18 protein-coding genes are annotated in these 17,488 nt (G+C 72.2%); 9 read left to right on the forward strand and 9 right to left on the reverse strand.

Features of this window, described 5'->3' with window-relative positions; translation table 11 throughout:
- Nucleotides 1-5: 5 nt before the first annotated feature.
- Nucleotides 6-1,640: an Ig-like domain-containing protein gene (locus AB0K12_RS42805; RefSeq protein ID WP_364574055.1), complete on the reverse strand. Its 1,635-nt coding sequence runs from the start codon at nt 1,638-1,640 to the stop codon at nt 6-8.
- A gap of 169 nt (nt 1,641-1,809) precedes the next feature.
- Between AB0K12_RS42805 and AB0K12_RS42810 the strand changes: the two genes are divergently transcribed.
- Nucleotides 1,810-2,016, forward strand: a complete 207-nt coding sequence (locus tag AB0K12_RS42810) for a hypothetical protein (protein ID WP_364574057.1) — start codon at nt 1,810-1,812, stop codon at nt 2,014-2,016.
- Nucleotides 2,017-2,025: 9 nt separating this feature from the next.
- Here AB0K12_RS42810 and AB0K12_RS42815 read toward each other — a convergent pair whose 3' ends face one another.
- The 3 genes from AB0K12_RS42815 to AB0K12_RS42825 form a co-directional block, all read right to left on the reverse strand.
- The gene (locus AB0K12_RS42815; protein ID WP_364574059.1) at nt 2,026-3,081 is read right to left on the reverse strand and encodes an alpha/beta hydrolase; all 1,056 of its coding nucleotides are present in this window, start codon (nt 3,079-3,081) and stop codon (nt 2,026-2,028) included.
- A gap of 25 nt (nt 3,082-3,106) precedes the next feature.
- Nucleotides 3,107-3,481, reverse strand: a complete 375-nt coding sequence (locus AB0K12_RS42820; RefSeq protein ID WP_364574061.1) for a hypothetical protein — start codon at nt 3,479-3,481, stop codon at nt 3,107-3,109.
- A gap of 214 nt (nt 3,482-3,695) precedes the next feature.
- The gene (locus AB0K12_RS42825; protein ID WP_364574063.1) at nt 3,696-4,253 is read right to left on the reverse strand and encodes a hypothetical protein; all 558 of its coding nucleotides are present in this window, start codon (nt 4,251-4,253) and stop codon (nt 3,696-3,698) included.
- Nucleotides 4,254-4,503: 250 nt separating this feature from the next.
- Here AB0K12_RS42825 and AB0K12_RS42830 point away from each other — a divergent pair, with 250 nt between their 5' ends.
- Genes AB0K12_RS42830 through AB0K12_RS42865 form a run of 8 tightly spaced genes read left to right on the forward strand, consistent with a single transcriptional unit; the run spans nt 4,504 to nt 12,254 of the window.
- Nucleotides 4,504-5,976, forward strand: coding sequence for an oligopeptide:H+ symporter (locus AB0K12_RS42830; protein WP_364574065.1), 1,473 nt, complete (start codon nt 4,504-4,506; stop codon nt 5,974-5,976).
- Nucleotides 5,973-7,193 (forward strand): ketosynthase chain-length factor, encoded by a 1,221-nt coding sequence (locus AB0K12_RS42835; protein ID WP_364574067.1) that lies wholly within the window; start codon nt 5,973-5,975, stop codon nt 7,191-7,193. The genes AB0K12_RS42830 and AB0K12_RS42835 overlap by 4 nt, the downstream gene beginning before the upstream one ends.
- 16 nt (nt 7,194-7,209) lie before the next feature.
- Nucleotides 7,210-7,965, forward strand: a complete 756-nt coding sequence (locus AB0K12_RS42840; protein ID WP_364574069.1) for an SDR family oxidoreductase — start codon at nt 7,210-7,212, stop codon at nt 7,963-7,965.
- Nucleotides 7,962-8,321 (forward strand): antibiotic biosynthesis monooxygenase, encoded by a 360-nt coding sequence (locus AB0K12_RS42845; protein WP_364574071.1) that lies wholly within the window; start codon nt 7,962-7,964, stop codon nt 8,319-8,321. The genes AB0K12_RS42840 and AB0K12_RS42845 overlap by 4 nt, the downstream gene beginning before the upstream one ends.
- Nucleotides 8,318-8,638 carry an antibiotic biosynthesis monooxygenase gene (locus AB0K12_RS42850; RefSeq protein WP_364574073.1) on the forward strand — a complete coding sequence of 107 codons (321 nt, stop codon included), beginning with the start codon at nt 8,318-8,320 and terminating at the stop codon, nt 8,636-8,638. Before AB0K12_RS42845 ends, AB0K12_RS42850 begins: the two co-directional genes overlap by 4 nt.
- Nucleotides 8,639-8,689: 51 nt before the next feature.
- A complete protein-coding gene (locus AB0K12_RS42855; protein ID WP_364574075.1) occupies nt 8,690-10,345 on the forward strand; it encodes an acetyl-CoA carboxylase carboxyltransferase subunit alpha/beta in 1,656 nt (551 codons plus the stop codon).
- Nucleotides 10,342-10,839 (forward strand): biotin/lipoyl-containing protein, encoded by a 498-nt coding sequence (locus tag AB0K12_RS42860; RefSeq protein ID WP_364574077.1) that lies wholly within the window; start codon nt 10,342-10,344, stop codon nt 10,837-10,839. The genes AB0K12_RS42855 and AB0K12_RS42860 overlap by 4 nt, the downstream gene beginning before the upstream one ends.
- Entirely contained in the window at nt 10,836-12,254 is a 1,419-nt protein-coding gene (locus tag AB0K12_RS42865) for a biotin carboxylase N-terminal domain-containing protein (RefSeq protein ID WP_364574079.1), read from the forward strand. The genes AB0K12_RS42860 and AB0K12_RS42865 overlap by 4 nt, the downstream gene beginning before the upstream one ends.
- A gap of 15 nt (nt 12,255-12,269) precedes the next feature.
- Here AB0K12_RS42865 and AB0K12_RS42870 read toward each other — a convergent pair whose 3' ends face one another.
- From AB0K12_RS42870 to AB0K12_RS42890, 5 genes are all read right to left on the reverse strand, one after another.
- Nucleotides 12,270-14,126, reverse strand: coding sequence for a BTAD domain-containing putative transcriptional regulator (locus AB0K12_RS42870; RefSeq protein ID WP_364574081.1), 1,857 nt, complete (start codon nt 14,124-14,126; stop codon nt 12,270-12,272).
- A 521-nt stretch (nt 14,127-14,647) separates the two neighbouring features.
- A complete protein-coding gene (locus AB0K12_RS42875) occupies nt 14,648-15,904 on the reverse strand; it encodes a beta-ketoacyl-[acyl-carrier-protein] synthase family protein (protein ID WP_364574083.1) in 1,257 nt (418 codons plus the stop codon).
- Nucleotides 15,901-16,359: a cupin domain-containing protein gene (locus AB0K12_RS42880; protein ID WP_364574085.1), complete on the reverse strand. Its 459-nt coding sequence runs from the start codon at nt 16,357-16,359 to the stop codon at nt 15,901-15,903. The genes AB0K12_RS42875 and AB0K12_RS42880 overlap by 4 nt, the downstream gene beginning before the upstream one ends.
- Complete coding sequence (locus tag AB0K12_RS42885; protein ID WP_364574087.1) at nt 16,356-16,694, reverse strand: TcmI family type II polyketide cyclase; 339 nt, start codon at nt 16,692-16,694, stop codon at nt 16,356-16,358. The genes AB0K12_RS42880 and AB0K12_RS42885 overlap by 4 nt, the downstream gene beginning before the upstream one ends.
- Nucleotides 16,695-16,782: 88 nt before the next feature.
- Complete coding sequence (locus AB0K12_RS42890; protein ID WP_364574089.1) at nt 16,783-17,466, reverse strand: SDR family NAD(P)-dependent oxidoreductase; 684 nt, start codon at nt 17,464-17,466, stop codon at nt 16,783-16,785.
- Nucleotides 17,467-17,488: the final 22 nt, after the last annotated feature.

The following is a 17,488-nucleotide window of genomic DNA, read 5'->3' on the forward strand; positions in this document are numbered from 1 at the left end:
TCAGGTCACTCGACCGTGATGCGGTGGGTGGCCTTGGCCGAGCTGCTTGCAGTGTCGCCTCGGTACTGGGCGAGGTAGTCGTACCGGCCGGCGATGGCGAGGGTGTCCGTGAGCGTGAACGTGCCGTCGTCGTTCACGGTCACCGGCGGGAGTCTCACACTCCCGTCGATGACATCGTCGACGAACACCTTGCGCTGCACGGTGATGACGCTTCCCGGGGAGGGCGGCCGGCCGCCCGCCGTCAAGGTGCCGGTCAGCTGCACGGTCGTGCCGGCGGTGCCCGTCTCGGGGCCGTCCAGGGTGAGGGTGGATCTGTCCCTGACGGTCAAGGTGACGGCGGCGTTGCTGCGGCGGTAGCGGTCATCGCCCTCCCAGTAGACGAGGTAGCCCAGCTCGCCCCGCTCCTGCGGGGTGTCCTCGAAACTGAACGTGCCGTCCTCGCCGGTCCTCACGCCGGTGATCGGCTCCTTCGTCCCGTAGACCGTGCGTCGGGTCACCATGAGCGGCTTGAGCGCGAGCGGCTTGCCGTCGGCGCGGGTGAGCCGTCCCTCGATGGTGGCCGGTGAGCCGACGGTCGCGTACATCGCAGCCGTCACCTCCAGGGTGGAGGCCGGCAGCCCGGTGCCCGTCACCCGCCACAGCAGCAGCCGGTCCGTGGAGCTGCGTAGCAGCATGAAGATGTCCTGGCCGGAGAACGCGAGGCCCTCCGCGAGCGCCTCGGCGTCCGGCTGGTCGGCCGCGAACATGACCGCGCCGGTCGCGGTGTCGTACAGGGTGAGGTCGTTGCTGCCCCAGTCCCGGCCGGCGGCGACGTAGGCGCCGTCACCGGCGGTGGCCACGGCCGCCGCATAGCCGTCCCAACCGTCGCCGTAGGTGCCGGTGGCGGCGAGGGTCCTGGTGTCGAACCTGGTGTAGTGGAAGGGAGAGTCGGTCGCGGTGACCAGGGTGGTGCCGTCGGGGGTCAGGGCGAGGGCGCGCAGGCCGTTCATGCGGTGCAGCTCGCCTTCGATGGTGCCGCGCAGCACGGGGGTGCCGCCGCCGGCGTCGTAGATCAGCACGTCGGAGAAGCGCCCGTCGCTCCGTTCGACCACGAGCGTGTCGGCGGCGGCCGCGAGCTCGGGAGTGAACCGTAGCCCGTCCACGAGCGCCACCGGCGCCGGTGCGGTCGCGCTCAGGTCCAGACCGACGACGCCGCCGGTGTCTCCGCCGCAGCCGTGTCCCACCCACAGCCGCTCGCCCAGCAACGCCAGTGCGGACGGGCACCGGGCCGACAGGTCGAAGCGCCGGGTGACGGCGAGGCTCGCGGTGTCGATCTCGACGACCTCGTTCCGGCCGCCGAGCGCCGCGTAGAGGCGGGTGCCGTCCGCGTTCAGGGCCAGCTCCCGGATGGCGAGCAGCCCGGTGACCACGTCGCCGGTGAGGTTCCCTTCCGTGTCGGCCACGATGATCCGGTCGTGGGCGGCGGCGAACACCCGGTCGCCGCCGACGGCCAAGCCGGCGGAGGAGTAGGGGAAGCTCACCCCCAGGTCGGTGACGGCGTCGGCCGCGGCGGCGGCGGGGGTGGCGACGGTGAGCAGGCCCGTGATGAGGCTGACGGCGCCCAGGTGAGCGGCTAATCGGCGGACGAGGGCATGGCGCACGAGAACCTCCATGGTGATGGGAACCTATGTTCTAATAACGCCGTACGGAGGCTCTCGCGTCAAGATCGGTCACTCGCGTGACGCCGAACCGTGATCATGCGAATCGCAGGATGGCGGGTTCGGGCGGACGGTGCGAATGTAGAGGCATGGCGACCCGCTGGAGGAGAACGTGGGAAACCCCGAGCTGACCACCAAGATCGTGCTTGCCGCCATCCGCGACCACGGAGACGCGGCCTACGACTTCCTCATCGACGACTACCCGTCCGACCGCGTGATCGCCGAGTTCACCAAGGCGGCCAGGTCGGGCTTCACCACGTTCGGGGTGGCGGTGCACATGGCGTCGCTGACCGACAAGGGCCGTAAGGAGCTCGGCTGAAGGCGCCGGTCACCGGGCGAACGCCTGGAGCGCCTTCTTGAGCTGCCGCGAGTACGGCAGCGGGTCGCCGTAGTGCTCGGCGGTCCTGCTCGGGTCCTCCTTGAGCACGTGGCTGACCCCGGTCAGGCGGACGAACGTGGTGTCGGCCTTCCTCAGCCCGGTGGCCAGGTGCTCGACGTCCGCGCAGCTCACCTGGATGTCGGCGTCGCTGCAGCTCAGCAGCGCCGGGGTGCGGGGCTTGAGCCGGGCGGCGACCTTGGGCGGGTCGAGGCGGTCGATCTCCGACAGGAACTTCGCGTTCACGGGAGAGAGCAGGCTCGACAGGCCGCCGGGCAGGTTCGGCGGCACCGTGCCGTCGGCGCGCAGCGACGCGATGGCCCGCGCCATGGCGTCCTCGATCTCCTTCGCCTGCGCCTCGGTGATGAGACCCGCCTGCACCTGGGCCCTGAGCTGGGTGGTGACCTGGGCGCTGATGACGTCGAGGTAGCGGCGGCTCAGCGGCTGGAGCAGGGCGACGCCGCGCACCGGGGTCTTCGACCTGGTCGCGAGCAGGAGGGCGAACAGCGCGCCCTCGCTGTGCCCGATGGCGGTGAGCCGGCGCTTGTCGACGCCGGGCCGCCTGGCCAGGAACGCCAGCGCCGCCTGTGCCTGCCGCTCGAAGACGCCGACGCCGACCTCGGCGACCTTGTCCGCGTACGGGCCGAGCCCGGTCTTGCCGGTGCCCAGCTTGTCGTAGCGCAGGCTCGCCACGCCCGCCTTGGACAGCAGCTCGGCCGTCGACTTCAGCGTGTTCACCCCGCTGAGCAGGGGGCCGTTGCCGTCGCGGTCGGTGGGGCCGCTGCCCGCGATCAGCAGCACCGCCGGGACCGGTCTGCCCGGGCGTGCCGGGTGACGCCAGGTGCCGTACACGGTCATGCCGTCCGCCCGGAAGCTCACCTCCTCCTCGACCCAGCGGGCCTGCACGGAGGCGGAGGCCGGGGGAGCGGCGGCGGCACCGTCCACGTACGCGGCGGTCAGCAGGGTGAACGCGCACAGGCAGGCGGTCAGGCGTGAGCGGACGGGCATGGGTCACTCCCTTTCTCGGGGAACGTCACAGAGCGTCGGGGCGCAGCCGTCGACCAGGTCCGACCAGCGCCGTCGTACGGTTGGTCGCGCCGGGCAGGATCGTGTCGGTCATGGGAGCTCCTGTTCGCGGGTCGAGGGGCCGGCCGAAGCGCTGGAACGCCGCCTGCCGGCTGGAGCCCAGCACGTCGCCGATCTCCTGCCAGGTGTGCCCGGCCGTACGCGCTCCGGCGACCGCCGCCCGCATGGCCTGATCGGCCACCCGCGCGAGGTCCCGAGCCGCCGCCACCGCCTCAAGCGGCGCGACGGCGGCACTCAGCCGCTCCAGCAACCGCCCCGCGGCCTCCGCCGGGTCCGGTTCCGTTGCGTCGTCAATATCTCCTTTACGAGCGGCGTCTGTCAAGTTCTCTTTTACGTGCTCCGCCTGGTCACGAGCCCTCCGCGCCGCACTCCGACAGGTCGCGTCGCAGTACTCGCGCTTCCTTCCCCGTCCTGACCTGCTGGGGAGTGGCTTACCGCACTGGCGACAGGCCAGGCTGTCGTACGACTCCACGCCGCTGCTCCTTATTCCGTGCCAGCTCGATAGCACGTAATGCTAGCCGAGAACGGCACGGAAATCAGACCCTGATCCCCTTCACGATGGTGGGGAGGTCGCGGACCAGGGGTTCACTGGCCATCACGGTGACGACGACGCCGCTGCGCGCCACCCAGCCGACGTACCGGCCGTGGCCCAGTGCCCCGTCGCCGGTCTTGCCGAGGACCTTTCTGCCGCCCAGCGGCGCGGGCTTGCCGGCGCTCGTGAACGTGCCGAGGTCCACGGGGAGCTTCCGCAGGTCCTTCAGGTCGCGCGCCTTCGGCCAGCAGACCACCCGCACCCACAGGGATCGGTGGGCGCGGTCGGTGTCGTCGCGTTCGTCCGACCAGCGGTAGGCGTACTCGGTGACGCCGTCGTGCTTCGACGCCTCCAGTTCCCCGTAGGTGAAGCCCTTCGGGAGGTGGGCGACGCGGACCCCCTTGAGGGCTCGGGCGCCCTTGGCGGGCTTGTCGGTTCGTCCCTTCAGCTCCGCCTTCGACGGGGCGGGGCAGGTGGGAGCGGCGTGGGCGGGGAGCGCGATCAAGGTCGCGGCGGCGATGGGGGCCGCGGTGAGGGCGGCGAGGATTCTGATCGTTTTCATGCCGGGTTGGATGCCGGTCCGCGCCCATAAGTTGCGGCGGACGCCGGTGGGCCGGGGTTCGCTGCCCGCGCCGCAAGGGAGATTCGAGTCGGCTGCCGTACCCAAGAGGGGTGTTGCTGGGTCAAGCCGAAAGAAGGGCCTGCATGTACGGACTGACAGTTCTGGTGCGCGCCGGCGAGCGGGCGGGCGGCCTCCCCCGGGGCGGCGGGCCGCGATGAGCACCGCCGACAGAGCCATCACCCTGCGCGCGATGCCTCGCTGGTACTTCACCCTGTTCACCAGCGACGCGCTCGAACGCTTCGGCTTCTACGGCCTGCAGGCCATCCTGGTGCTGTACGCCTCGGCCCCCGCCGCGAGCGGCGGGCTCGGCCTGCCGGTCACCGACGCGGCGACGTTGTTCGGCGCCTGGATCGGCTTCATGTTCATGCTGTCCATCGCCGGCGGCTGGCTCGGCGACCGGGTGCTGGGCAACCGGCGCGCGCTGGTCGCGGGCTGCCTGACGGGCATGGCCGGATACGTGTGCCTGGCGGTGCCCACGGGCTGGGCGGCGGCGGTCGGCCTGCCGCTGGTGGCGATCGGCGGCGCGGTCTACAAGCCGAACCACCAGGCCATGATCAACATGATGTTCGCCGGGAGCCGGGGCCGCGAGGCCGGCATCTCGCTGATGTACGTCGCCACCCAGGTCTCCGCGCTGGCGGCGCCGCTGCTGGTCGGCTATCTGGGCGAGCGGGTCAGCTGGAGCCTGGCGTTCCTGGTCGCGGCGCTGGTCATGCTGATCACCGGGGTGCAGCTGCGGGTGAGCGCCGCCCAGTTCGGCGACGTCGGGCAGCGGCCGGTGCGGCCTTTGACGGCCGGTGAGCGGGCGGCCGCCGCGCGGCGTACCGGGCTGGCCGGCGGGGTGGTCCTCGCCGTGGTGCTCGGCCTGGGGCTGGCCGGGATGCTGAGCGTGTCGCTGGCGATCGGGCTGGTCGGCGTGTTCAGCGTGATCGTGCCGATCGTCGGCTACGTCGTGGTCTACCGCAACCGCGGGCTCGGCGCGGACGACCGGCGCAGGCTGCGCGCGTTCCTCGCCGTGTTCCTCGGCTCCACGCTGTTCTGGATGATCATCGCGCACGCCGCGTCGCTGCTGAACCTCTTCGCCCGCGACCACGTGGACCGCGTGGTGTTCGGCATGGAGATCCCGGCGAGCTGGCTGCAGGCGGCGACGCCGCTGTTCATCCTCATGCTCGCGCCGCTGATCGCGGTGACGCTGCCGGCGCTGTCGGGCCGCACCCACGTGCCGGTCAAGCTGGCCATCGGGCTCGTCCTCGTCGGCGGCGGCTTCCTCATCATGTCGCTGACCACGGTGTTCGCCGCCTCGGGCGAGAAGGTGTCGCCGCTGTGGCTGGTCGTCGTCTACCTCACCCACGCGTGCGGCGAGGTCATCGTCGCCGCGGTGATCATCTCGGCCGCCGCTGAGGTGCTGCCGGCCGGCTACATGGGACGCACGCTCGGCCTGATGTGGCTGTTCGCCGGGCTCGGCGGCGGGCTGGGCAGCGGCGTGGTCAGGCTCGCGGAAGTCGTCCCCGAGCCGATCTACTACCTCGGCCTCGGAGGCGTGGCGAGCGTCGTCGGGCTCGCGTTCGCGCTCGGCCGGCGGGTCCTCGCCAACGGGCTGACGGCGGGCCTGGAGACACCGGCGGAGCGCCCGGAGAGCGACGCCGTCACGGAGGGCAGCCGATGAGCGAACGCAACGACCGGCCGGTGGTGACGGGCATCGGGGTCATCGCCCCCACCGGCATGGACACCGAGACGCACTGGCAGGCCACGCTGGCCGGCAAGTCGGGCATCGGCAGGATCACCCGCTTCGACGCCGGCGGTTATCCGGTGCGGCTGGCCGGGCAGGTGCCCGGGTTCGTCGCCGCGGAACGCCTGCCCAACCGGCTCATCCCGCAGACCGACCACTGGACGCACATGGGCCTGGCGGCGGCCGAGTCGGCGCTGGCCGACGCCCGCGTGGTGCCCGCCGAGCTGCCCGAGTACGAGATGGCGGTGGTGACCGCGAGCTCGTCGGGCGGCACCGAGTTCGGCCAGCACGAGATGGAGCGGCTTTACCAGAACGGGCCGTCCTGGGTGGGCGCGTACCAGTCGATCGCCTGGTTCTACGCCGCCACCACCGGCCAGGTGTCGATCAGGCACGGCATGCGCGGCCCCTGCGGGGTGATCTGCTGCGAGCAGGCCGGCGGCCTCGACGCGGTCGGGCAGGCGCGCAGGCTGATCCGGCGGGGCTCGCGCATCGTGGTGACCGGCGGCACCGACGCCTCGCTGTGCCCGTACGGGCTGGTCGCGCAGCTGTCCAACGGCAGGATGTCCACCGTCGACGACCCCGAGCGGGCGTACCTGCCGTTCGACGAGGACGCCTCCGGCTACCTGCCGGGCGAGGGCGGCGCGATGCTCATCGTGGAGAGCGCCGAGAGCGCGGCGCGGCGCGACGCTACCGTCTACGGCGCGGTCGCGGGCTACGCGGCGGGCTTCGACCCCGCCCCGGGCTCGGACCGGCCGCCGGCCCTGCGCCGCACGATCGAACGCGCGCTCGCCGACGCCGGCACGTCGCCGTCCGACATCGACGTCGTGTTCGCCGACGCCTGCGGCACGCCGGACGACGACCTGGCCGAGGCGCGGGCCATCACCGAGGTGTTCGGCCCGCGCGGCGTCCCGGTCACCGCGCCCAAGACCCTGACCGGCCGGCTCTACGGCGGCGGCGCCGCACTCGACGTGGCGACGGCGCTGCTCGCGCTGCGCGACGGCGTCGTCCCCGCCACCGCCGGCACCTCCCGGCTCGCGCCGGGCTGCGACATCGACCTGGTCCTCGGCCGGCCGCGCGACGGCGCGCTGCGGACCGCGCTCGTCCTGGCTCGCGGGCACGGCGGATTCACCGCCGCGCTCGTGCTCACGAAGTGAAAGGGAAGGGAACACCATGGATCTCGGCCTGAGCGGTAAGCGGGCACTCGTCACCGGCGGCACCCGCGGCGTGGGCCGCGGCATCGTGCTCGCGCTCGCCAAGGCGGGCGTGGACGTCATCACCAACTACCGGCAGGAGGGTGAGAACGTCGTCTCGCTGGAGCACGAGCTCAAGCAGATCGGCGGCCGCCACGGCGTGCTGCGCGCCGACCTCACCGACCCCGGGCAGATCGCCGGCCTGCTCGAGCAGTGCGGCGAGCGGTTCGACGGCCGGCTCGACCTGGTGGTCAACAACGCCGCCGCGATCAGCCACGTCCCCTACGCCAAGCTCGACCTCGCCGAGTGGCAGCGCATCGTGGACACCAACCTCACCGCGGTGCACCTGACGATCCAGAACGCGCTGCCGCTGCTGGGCGCGGGCTCGTCGGTCATCGGCGTCAGCTCGAAGTCGATCGAGGTCGGCATCCCGCTGCGCGCCCACTACACCGCGACCAAGGCCGCGCTGCACGGCTTGTTCCGCACCCTGGCCAGGGAGTTCGGCCCGCAGGGCATCCGGTTCAACGTGGTGGCGCTCGGCATGATCCACACCGAGGCGTTCGACGCGATGCCGGAGGAGCAGCGGAACCAGATGATCGAGCGCTACTCCGGCAAGACCTGCCTGGGCCGGCTCGGCACCCCCGACGAGGTCGCGGGCGCGGTGATGTGGCTGGCGGGAGACCTGTCCCGGTACGTCACGGGCTCCGTCGTGGCGGTGGACGGGGGGATCTCATGAGCCAGGCCCGGTTCCGCGTCATGCTGCGCCTGCAGATCAAGCCCGGGATGGAGCGCGAGTTCGAGCGGGTGTGGATGGAGGTCGGCGACTCGGTCACCACGCACCCGGCCAACCTCGGCCAGTGGCTCGCCCGCGACGGCGAGGAGAAGGGCGTCTACCACATCATGAGCGACTGGGTGGACGAGCCGCGCTTCCGCGAGTTCGAGCTGAGCGAGCGGCACCTGGAGCACCGCAAGAAGCTGCACCCGTACCGCTCGGGCGGGTCCATGAGCACGGCGCACATCGTCGCGCACCTGCCCGGCTCCACCTCGGAGGAGACGGCCACGCACGAGGCGTGGGAGGAGGCGGCGCGATGACGGCTCAGGCGCCCGACGGGCACGGCGTCCGGGTGCTGCTCTACCACGCCACGGACGACCCCGCCGGCATCGAGGCGGCCTACCACGAGGCGAGCAACCGGCTGGCCGGGGTGCCCGGCCTGCTCGGCAACGAGCTGCTGCGCTCGGTGACCGACGAGGGCGACTTCGTGGTGGTGAGCACGTGGCGCAGCATGGAGGACTTCGAGAAATGGGAGCAGGGGCCGGACCACAAGCGGCAGACGGCGCCGCTACGCCCCTTCCGTGACGGCAGGATGCGCCGGCCGTTCGCCGTCTACCGAGTAACAGCGTCCTACTAGCCAGGAGACCGGCTCGTGAAACTCGTTCCGAATGGGACTTCGCATACCACGATGGATCTGACCGACTGGCTGTCCTGCGCGGGCTGCGGGATGCTGGTCTACCGCAAGCGGTTCGACCGCATGGGCGGGGTGTGCCCCGACTGCGGCAGGCACGCGCCGCTGACCGCGGAGCAGCGGCTCGGGCGGCTGCTCGACCCCCGCTCCGGCACGACGGTGGAGCCCGCGGCGTCGGTGCACGACCCGCTCCGGTTCGAGGATCTGCTGCCGTACGCCGACCGGCTGGACACCGCCCGCTCGCGCACCGGGATGGACTGCGCGGTGCGGGTGGTGCGCGGCACCGTACGCGGGCGCGGCGTCGTGGTGGCGGTCATGGACTTCCGCTTCCTCGGCGGCAGCATGGGCACCGCCGAGGGCGAGGCGGTCGTGGCCGCCGCCGAGGAGGCGCTGAAGCACCGGCTGCCGCTGCTGATCGTCACCGCGTCCGGCGGCGCGCGCATGCAGGAGGGCGCGTTCTCCCTGCTGCAGATGGCGCGGACGAGCAACGCGATGGCGGCGCTCGACGAGGCGGGCCTGCTGACGATCACGCTGGTGACCGACCCCACCTACGGCGGGGTGGCGGCGTCGTACGCGACGCTCTCCGACGTGATCATCGCCGAGCCCGGCGCCAGGATGGGCTTCGCCGGACCCCGGGTGATCGAGCAGACCATCAGGCAACGGCTGCCCGAGGGCTTCCAGACCGCCGAGTTCCTGCTGGAGCACGGCCTGCTCGACGGCGTCGTGCCGCGCGCCGAGCTGCCGCAGGTGCTGCAGCCGCTGCTCGCCCTGGGCACGCCGGCCGAGCCCGGCTGGGGCGCGGCCATCGAGGACCCGGTGATCCGCTACCCGGACCTGCTGCCCGGGCGGCCCGCCGCGCAGGTGGTCAAGCTGGCCCGTGACCTGGGCCGGCCGACCACGCTCGACCACGTCGCCGCCTGGGGCGGCGAGTTCGTGGAGCTGCGCGGCGACCGGGCGGGCGCCGACTGCCCCGCCGTGGTGGGCGGCCTGACCGACCTGGACGGCCTGCCGGTGATGGTGATCGGCCACCAGAAGGGCCACACCACCCAGGAGCTGGTACGCCGCGACTTCGGCATGCCGTCGCCGGCCGGCTACCGCAAGGCGGTGCGCCTCATGCGGCTGGCCGCGAAGCTGCGGGTGCCGGTGGTCACGCTCATCGACACGCCTGGGGCGCACCCCGGCCTGGAGGCCGAGCGGCACGGCCAGGCGCACGCGATCGCCGACTGCCTGCGGGTGATGGGCTCGCTGGACGTGCCCGTGGTCAGCGTGGTCACCGGGGAGGGCGGCAGCGGCGGCGCCCTGGCGCTCGCGGTGGCCGACCGGCTGCTGGTGTGCGAGAACGCCACGTTCTCGGTGATCAGCCCGGAGGGCTGCGCGGCGATCCTGTGGCGCAGCGGCGAGGCCGCCGCCACGGCGGCGGACGCGCTCGGCGTGGACGCGCCGACGCTGCTGGCCAACGGCATTGTGGACGGCGTCGTGCCGGAGCCCGCGGGCGGCGCGCACGTGGCGCCCCAGCAGGCGAGCGAGCTGGTGCGCGACGCGGTCGTGTGCGCGCTGCGCGAACTGCGCGAGCAGGACGGCGCCGCGCTGCGCGAGGCCAGGCGGCGGCGCCTGCGCTGGTTCGGCACCTACAGGGAGAAGGTGGCTCTATGACGGACGGGCAGCAGCCGAGCGCCTGGGACGGCGCGCTGGCCGGCCTGGGCGCGCGAGACGCGGTGGCGATCCTGTGCCGGGGGCTGGCCGACGCCGTCCAGGCGGCGCCCAGGCCGCCGAGCAGGGCGTGCGTCCGGCTGGGCAACGCGAGCATCGAGGTCGAGTGGCCGGCGCTCGCCGAGCCCGCCCCCGGCACGTACGCCCCGCCGGTCCAGGAGACGGCGGACCCCGCCACCGAGACGGCGGGGCACACGGTGCGGGCCGAGCTGGTGGGCACCTTCTACCGCAGGCCCGAGCCGGGCGCGAAGCCGTTCGTCGAGGTCGGGGACCTCGTCGAGCCGGGCCAGCAGGTGGCCATCGTGGAGGCGATGAAGCTGATGAACCCCGTGACGGCGGACGTGGGCGGCCGGGTGTCGCACGTCCTCGTGGACGACGCCCAGAGCGTCGAGTACGACCAGCCGCTCATCGTGATCGACCAGGAAGCCGACGTATGACCGGGGACACGAGCCGCCCGTTCGACACCGTCCTGGTGGCCAACCGCGGCGAGATCGCGTTGCGCATCGTCAGGACGTGCCGGGAGATGGGCATCAGGACCGTCGTCGTGCACTCGTCGGTCGACCGCGACTCGGCGGCCGTACGCGCCGCCGACGTCGCCACCCAGATCGGCCCGGGACCGGCGAAACGCAGCTACCTCTACCCGCCGGCGATCATCGAGGCCGCGCTGCGCACCGGCGCGCAGGCCGTGCACCCCGGGTACGGGTTCCTGTCCGAGGACCCCGACTTCGCGGAGATCTGCGCGGCCAACGGCCTCGTCTTCGTCGGCGCCCGCCCCGAGGTCATGGCGAGACTCGGGGACAAGGCGCTGGCCAGGAGCATGATGGCGGACGCCGGCCTGCCGGTGCTGCCCGGCACGCCCGAACCCGTCGGCACCGTCGCCGACGTGGTGGAGGCCGGCCGGCGCATCGGCTTCCCGCTGATCATCAAGGCGGTGGCCGGCGGTGGCGGGCGCGGCATGGCGGTGGTGCGCAGGATGGAGGACCTGGCGTCCGCCTACCGCGCCACCGGCGCCGCCGCGCGCGCGGTGTTCGGCGACGGCCGCGTCTACCTCGAACGGCTGATGGAGCGGGCCAAGCACGTCGAGGTCCAGGTGCTGGCCGACGAGCACGGCTCGGTCGTGGCGCTCGGCGACCGCGACTGCTCCGTGCAGCGGCGGCACCAGAAGCTCGTCGAGGAGACCCCCGCACCCGGCGTGTCGCCCGGGGTGTCCGCCCGGCTCGCCGAGGCGGCGGTCGCCGGGGCGAAGGCGGCGGGCTTCACCGGCGCGGGGACGTTCGAGTTCCTGGTGGCCGGCGAGGAGTTCGCGTTCATCGAGGTCAACTCGCGCATCCAGGTCGAGCACCCGGTGACCGAGGCGGTGACCGGGATCGACATCGTCCGCGAGCAGCTCTGGATCGCCGCCGGCCGGCCGCTCTCCTTCTCGCAGGAGGACGTCCGCCCGCGCGGCGTCGCCGTGGAATGCCGGATCAACGCCGAGGACCCGGAGCGGGGCTTCGCACCGAGCGCGGGCACGCTGAGCGAGTTCGTGCCGCCGGGCGGCCCGTTCCTCCGCGTGGACACGCACGCCTACGCGGGGTACGCGGTGCCGCCCGACTACGACTCGCTGCTGGCCAAGGTGATCGCCTGGGGGCCCGACCGCGAGCAGGCGATCGCCAGGATGGAGCGGGCCCTCGCGGAGTTCCGCATCGAGGGCCGCGGCATCCGTACGACGAAGGCGCTGCTGCGGGCCGTGCTGGCCGACCCGTCCTTCCGGGCGGGCAGCCACACCACGTCGCTGCTGACCGAGGGCGTCTCTTCGAACGGGACGCCCGCCCGCTCGGCGGGTTCACCCCCGGGTGCGAGCCGGGGGTGAACCGCCGAGGCGGGGTCAGGAGACGTGCGCATGTCCGGCACCGACGGCTCGGTAGGCCGCCGAGCCGTCGACCGGGCCCGCGTCCGCGAGCAGCAACCGCCCCGCCGCCCGCACGCTGGGTAGGAAACGGTAGTGCAGGTCCCCGTCCGTTCCGAGTTCGGTGACCATCAGCTGGAACTCGACGAGTTCGTCCAGCAGCGACTCCGTCTGCGCCTCGGTCATGTCGAGCAGGCACGAGGCGAAGCGCGGCGTGAAGGTCGAGATGTCCAGCCTGGTGAGCTCGCGGAAGGCCCGCTGGACGCTCGGCGGGGCCAGCCGGTAGCTCAGCTCCACGCTGGCGTACAGGAACAGCTCGTGGTGGTTGGGCGTGCCGGGTTCGGACGGCAGGCCGCTGCCCTTGACCACCTTGCTCAGCGGCCAGTGCCGTCTGAGCTGCAGCAGCGCGGCGGCGGCCTGCAGCGCCGTGGGCAGGCCGTCGCAGAGGCGCACCAGCTTGCGGGCGGCGGCCTCGTCCTCCAGGACGCGGTGTTTGCCGAGCACGTTGATCAGCAGCCGCAGGCCCTCCTCGACGTTGAGCGGGCCCAGCTCCACGACCGCGGTCACCACCGGCGCCGACAGCTGCCTGCGCGCGGTGACCAGGACGCCGCAGTCGGGGCTCGCCGGCACCAGCGGAAGCAGCTGGTCGGCGCGGACCACGTCGTCGAGGGTCACCAGCACGTGCCGGTCGGCCGTCCAGGTGCGGAAGAGCCGGGAGCGCTCGCTCAGCGTGCCGGGGATGCGGTCCTCGGGCACGTCGAGCGCGCGCAGGAACTCGGCGAGCACGTCGCGGGGGTCGGCGGGGCGGCCCTGGGCGTCCACCAGCCGCGCGTAGAGCTGGCCGTCGGGGTAGGGGCCGTTGGCCCGGTGCCCGACCTGCGCGCACAGCGCGGACTTGCCGGATCCTGGTGGACCGGTGATGACGACCACCGGGGGCGCGTGATGCTGCCGCGCGGACAGCGCCCCCAGCACGGCGCCGACCTGCGGCTGCCGGCCGACCAGGGCGGTGCGCTCAGGCGGGAGCTGGCGCGGCGGCCTCGTACGGCTCAGTGTGACGGGCGCCCTGGGCTGGGGGAGTGCGAGGCTTTCGTCGGCCGCCAGGACGGCCCGATGCAGCTGTTCGAGGTCGCTGGAGGGGTCGAGGCCCAGCTCGCTGGCGAGCGTGCTGCGGGTGCGCTGGTAGACCTGCAGCGCCTCGGAGCGCCGGCCCGCGCGGTGCAGCGCCAGCATCAGCTTGCCCTGGAACCCTTCGTGGGTGGGCTGCTCGGCGGCCAGCCTGGTGAGCTCTCCGAGCAGCTCGTGGTGCCTGCCGAGGTAGAGGTCCGCCTCGATGCGGCGTTCGAGGGTGTTCCTGTTGATCTCCTCCAGCCGCAGCACCTCGGCCCGCAGCACGGGGCCGTGGCCGACGTCGACGAGCGCGGGCCCGCGCCACAGGCGCAGCGCGTGGGAGAGCGTGTCGGCCGCGGCGTTCATGTCGCCCGCCTCGAGCTCTCTCCTGCCCTGGTCGGACAGGCGCTCGAACCGCGTGGTGTCGAGCATGTCGGGGTCGAGGAACAGCGCGTAACCGTAGGGAGAGGTGCGCAGCGCGGCGTCGGCGGGTGTGTCACCCGCGCCGCGCCCGTCCGGCGGCGTGCCCAGTCGCAACAGCTTGCGCAGCTGGTAGATGTACGTCTGCAACGTGGTGGTCACACTCGCCGGCGGGTTGTCCTCCCAGAGCTCCTCAATGATCTTGTCGGTTCTGACGACGATGCTCGACTGGACGGCCAGCAAACTGAGCACCGTGCGCAGTTTGGGGGCCGACGGCGTCAGGCCGACGCCATGTCTGAGCACTTCCATTGGTCCGAGCAGGTTGATTTCCACCACCACACGCACCGTCCCCTGCATCCATTGGCCGGCGTACGTGCGGGAGGACCCCGCACGCCGCGCGCCATGCGTCTGCTTACCCGAGAGCGTGCGCCGACAGCGTTGAGACGTCACCCCGTTGTCGTCGGCCACACTGGACGATCTGCTTCCTCAAGGGAATTTAGCAGATGCGTGTTACAAGATCTCGAAATTCACTCGAAGATCACTGGGTTTCGGTAGATGGTGGTACTTGACTGAGAATATTTCCACATCCTGACAAATGGCATCAGGGAAATCCCTGAACCTATCCCCTACTCCCGGTGCCGTCTTCCTGTGCGGATGCCGGTCAACGAGCCCTGCGCCATTCGCGGAGTGGCCTTTGAGCTGGGTATATTCCCGGTATGCCGAGCCGCGGCCCTTACTGGCGAGTAGTGGTCATCCCTGGTTTCACGACTCTTCCCCTTGGTCGCCTTGACATGGATAGATAATCGAGTAATGGCCATTGTGCTGTGCCGTTATACGGAACGGGCCAGGACCATCGCGCTTTGGAACCCGCCGAAACCGCTGCCCACACTCAGCACCACATCCATTTCGTGGTCGCGCGCTGTAATCGGCACATAGTCCAGGTCGCATTCGGGATCGCGGTTGTGCAGATTGGCCGTGGGCGGCACGACCTGCCGTTCCAGGGCCAGAGCGCACGCCGCGACCTCCAGCGAGCCGATCGCACCGAGTGAGTGCCCGACCATCGACTTGATCGAGCTGGCCGGGATCTCGTACGCGCGCTGCCCGAGGCTGCGCTTGAACGCCGCCGTCTCGTGCCGGTCGTTCTGGCGCGTCCCCGAACCGTGCGCGTTGACGTAGTCGACGTCCGCCGGGTCGATCCGCGCCTGGTCCATCGCCACCCTGATCGCCTCGGCCATCTCGCGCCCGTCGGGCCGCAGGCCGGTCATGTGGAAGGCGTTGCTGCGGCTGGCGAAACCGGCCAGGTGCGCGTAGACCCGGGCGCCGCGCCGCCGCGCCGACTCGGCCTCCTCCAGCACCATCACGGCCGCGCCCTCACCGAGCACGAAACCGTTCCTGGTCGCGTCGAACGGGCGCGAGGCGTGCTCGGGGTCGTCGTTGCTCGGCGAGGTCGCCCTGATCGCGTCGAAGCAGGCTGAGGTGATGGGCGACAGCGGCGCGTCCGTCGCCCCGGCGATCACGACGTCCGCCGCGCCCTCCTGGATGAGGACGGCGCCGTGACCGACCGCGTCCAGCCCCGAGGTGCAGCCGGTCGAGATCAGCGCCGCCGGGCCCTCGGCGCCCGCCTCCCACGCCACCTCGACGGCCAGCGTGCTCGGCACCATGTAGCCGTACAGGTGCGGCACGCCGTAGGTGTGGTCGGCGAGCCAGTGACGGCCCTCGTCGGTCAGGACCGTGTACTCCTCCTCCAGGCTCATCGTGCAGCCCACGGCGCTGCCGATGGCGACCCCGACCCGGTCCGGCTCGACGGTCCCGAAGTCGAGACCGCTGTCGGCGACCGCCTCCCTGGTGCAGACCGTGGCGAACTGGGCCGCCCGGTCCATCCGCCTGACCTGCTGCGCCGACAGCCCCGCGGCCCTCGGGTCGAAGTCCACCTCGGCCGCGATCTGCGAGCGGAACCCGCTCGGGTCGAACAGCGTGATCCGCCGGGTCGCGGTACGCCCCTCGGTGAGCAGGTTCCAGAACGCCTCCCGGCCGATGCCGCCCGGCGCGACCACCCCGATGCCGGTGATCACCGCCTCTCTGCTCAACTCGGCCCCCCGACCTGCGGGCCGGGCTCCTGCGGCGCCGGCAGCTGCTCGGTGTCCACGTGACCGAGCTCGGGACGGGGCGCCAGCGGCGACAGGTGGAAGACCACGTGCGCGCGCTCCGTCCCGACGTTCACCAGCCGGTGCCGCACGTCGATCGGCACCAGCAGCGAGTCGCCGGCGTTCAGCGGCACCGGCGCGCCGTCCAGGCGCATCTCCAGCTCGCCCGCGACGACGTGCAGGAACTCCTCCGAGTACGGGTGGTAGTGCTCGGCGACGAACTCCCCGGCCTCCAGGTAGAGCACGCCGCCGAACCCGGAGGCGCAGCCGGCCGTCTTGGGGCTCAGCGTGACCCTGATGTCGCCGCCGCGGCGGCGGTTGGGCGCCACCTCCGCGGCCTTCACCACGGCGGGCCTGGCCGTCTTGGCGATCTTCGCGCCGGTCATCTCCGTAGTCACTGGATCCTCCCCTTGTCGCTGGTCCACACGTAGAACGGGCTCGCCATGGCGTCCTTCGGCTCCTTCCAGTCGGGGTCGTACGGCGCGACCAGCTTGGCCAGCCGCGCGTTGACGTCCTCATAGAGCGGGTGGCTGCGCGCCTTGTAGAGGTTGGGGGAGATGTCCTCGTCCGCCTCGACGAGGTGGAAGTAGAGGTCGTGGAAGTGGAAGAGGGTCCGCCTGCTCACCCCCACCATGTGGGGCAGCTCCGACTCGTCCGACGCGCCGAACGTCTCGGCGATCGGCCCGATGTTGTCGGCGCTCCTGAGCTTGGCGACGATCAAGGTCCTGTGCACGTTCCTCGCCTCCTGCGGTGAGTGGGAAAGGCTGCCTCGATGGTGGCCGTACGCAGTGGAAAGATGCTCGAAGTAAGCTCCATCGGGCTCACCACCCGATCTCCCTGCCGCCGCTCAGGAACACGCCGGAAGGCCCGTCGTCGGGCAGGGTGGCGGCGTCGGCGATGCCGGCGGCGGCCTGCTCGGGGGTCCGCTTCGCCCTCGGCATCATCCTGGTCCTGGTCTGTCCCGGGTTGACCGCGTTGACCAGCACGCCGGTGCCCTTGGTGCAGGTGGCCAGCATCGTCGTCAGCCCGTTGATGGCGGCCTTCGACACCGAGTACGCCGGCGCCCCCGTCCACAGCCCGGCGCTGAACGACCCGGTGCCGCTGGAGACGAAGACCACCCGCCCCCAGCCCCTGCCGACCATGCCGGGCACGAACGCCTGGGCCACCCGCCAGCCGCCCAGCAGGTTGACCGCGAGCGTGCGCTCCACCACGTCCAGCGGCACCGCCAGCGGGTCGTCGCCGGCGTCGAGCAGCACGCCCGCGTTGCACACGAGCACGTCCACGGCGCCGAGCCGGGCCGCCGCCCGCCCGGCCGCGTCGGGATCGGTGACGTCGAGGGGGTGGGCGCGGACGTCGGGGCCGATGCGCGCGGCGGCCTCGGCGGCGGCGTCGCCGTCCCGCGCGGTGACGATGACGCGCAGGCCCCGGCGACGCAGCTCGGCGGCGGTCGCGTGCCCCAGCCCTCGGTTGGCCCCGGTGATCAGGGCGGTGCGTGGTTCGCTCATGCCGCCACGATGGCCGCGCCCG

Source organism: Nonomuraea sp. NPDC049419 (assembly GCF_040676995.1).
Taxonomy (GTDB): Bacteria; Actinomycetota; Actinomycetes; order Streptosporangiales; family Streptosporangiaceae; genus Nonomuraea; species Nonomuraea salmonea.

Excerpts from the sequence above, each read along its gene's own strand:
- AB0K12_RS42850 (WP_364574073.1), top strand. The coding sequence starts at position 8,318 with ATGACGGCTCAGGCGCCCGACGGGCACGGCGTCCGGGTGCTGCTCTAC.
- AB0K12_RS42865 (WP_364574079.1), top strand. The coding sequence starts at position 10,836 with ATGACCGGGGACACGAGCCGCCCGTTCGACACCGTCCTGGTGGCCAAC.
- AB0K12_RS42835 (WP_364574067.1), top strand. The coding sequence starts at position 5,973 with ATGAGCGAACGCAACGACCGGCCGGTGGTGACGGGCATCGGGGTCATC.
- AB0K12_RS42825 (WP_364574063.1), bottom strand. The coding sequence starts at position 4,253 with ATGAAAACGATCAGAATCCTCGCCGCCCTCACCGCGGCCCCCATCGCC.
- AB0K12_RS42855 (WP_364574075.1), top strand. The coding sequence starts at position 8,690 with ATGGATCTGACCGACTGGCTGTCCTGCGCGGGCTGCGGGATGCTGGTC.
- AB0K12_RS42830 (WP_364574065.1), top strand. The coding sequence starts at position 4,504 with ATGCCTCGCTGGTACTTCACCCTGTTCACCAGCGACGCGCTCGAACGC.
- AB0K12_RS42815 (WP_364574059.1), bottom strand. The coding sequence starts at position 3,081 with ATGCCCGTCCGCTCACGCCTGACCGCCTGCCTGTGCGCGTTCACCCTG.
- AB0K12_RS42860 (WP_364574077.1), top strand. The coding sequence starts at position 10,342 with ATGACGGACGGGCAGCAGCCGAGCGCCTGGGACGGCGCGCTGGCCGGC.
- AB0K12_RS42840 (WP_364574069.1), top strand. The coding sequence starts at position 7,210 with ATGGATCTCGGCCTGAGCGGTAAGCGGGCACTCGTCACCGGCGGCACC.
- AB0K12_RS42870 (WP_364574081.1), bottom strand. The coding sequence starts at position 14,126 with ATGGAAGTGCTCAGACATGGCGTCGGCCTGACGCCGTCGGCCCCCAAA.
- AB0K12_RS42845 (WP_364574071.1), top strand. The coding sequence starts at position 7,962 with ATGAGCCAGGCCCGGTTCCGCGTCATGCTGCGCCTGCAGATCAAGCCC.
- AB0K12_RS42890 (WP_364574089.1), bottom strand. The coding sequence starts at position 17,466 with ATGAGCGAACCACGCACCGCCCTGATCACCGGGGCCAACCGAGGGCTG.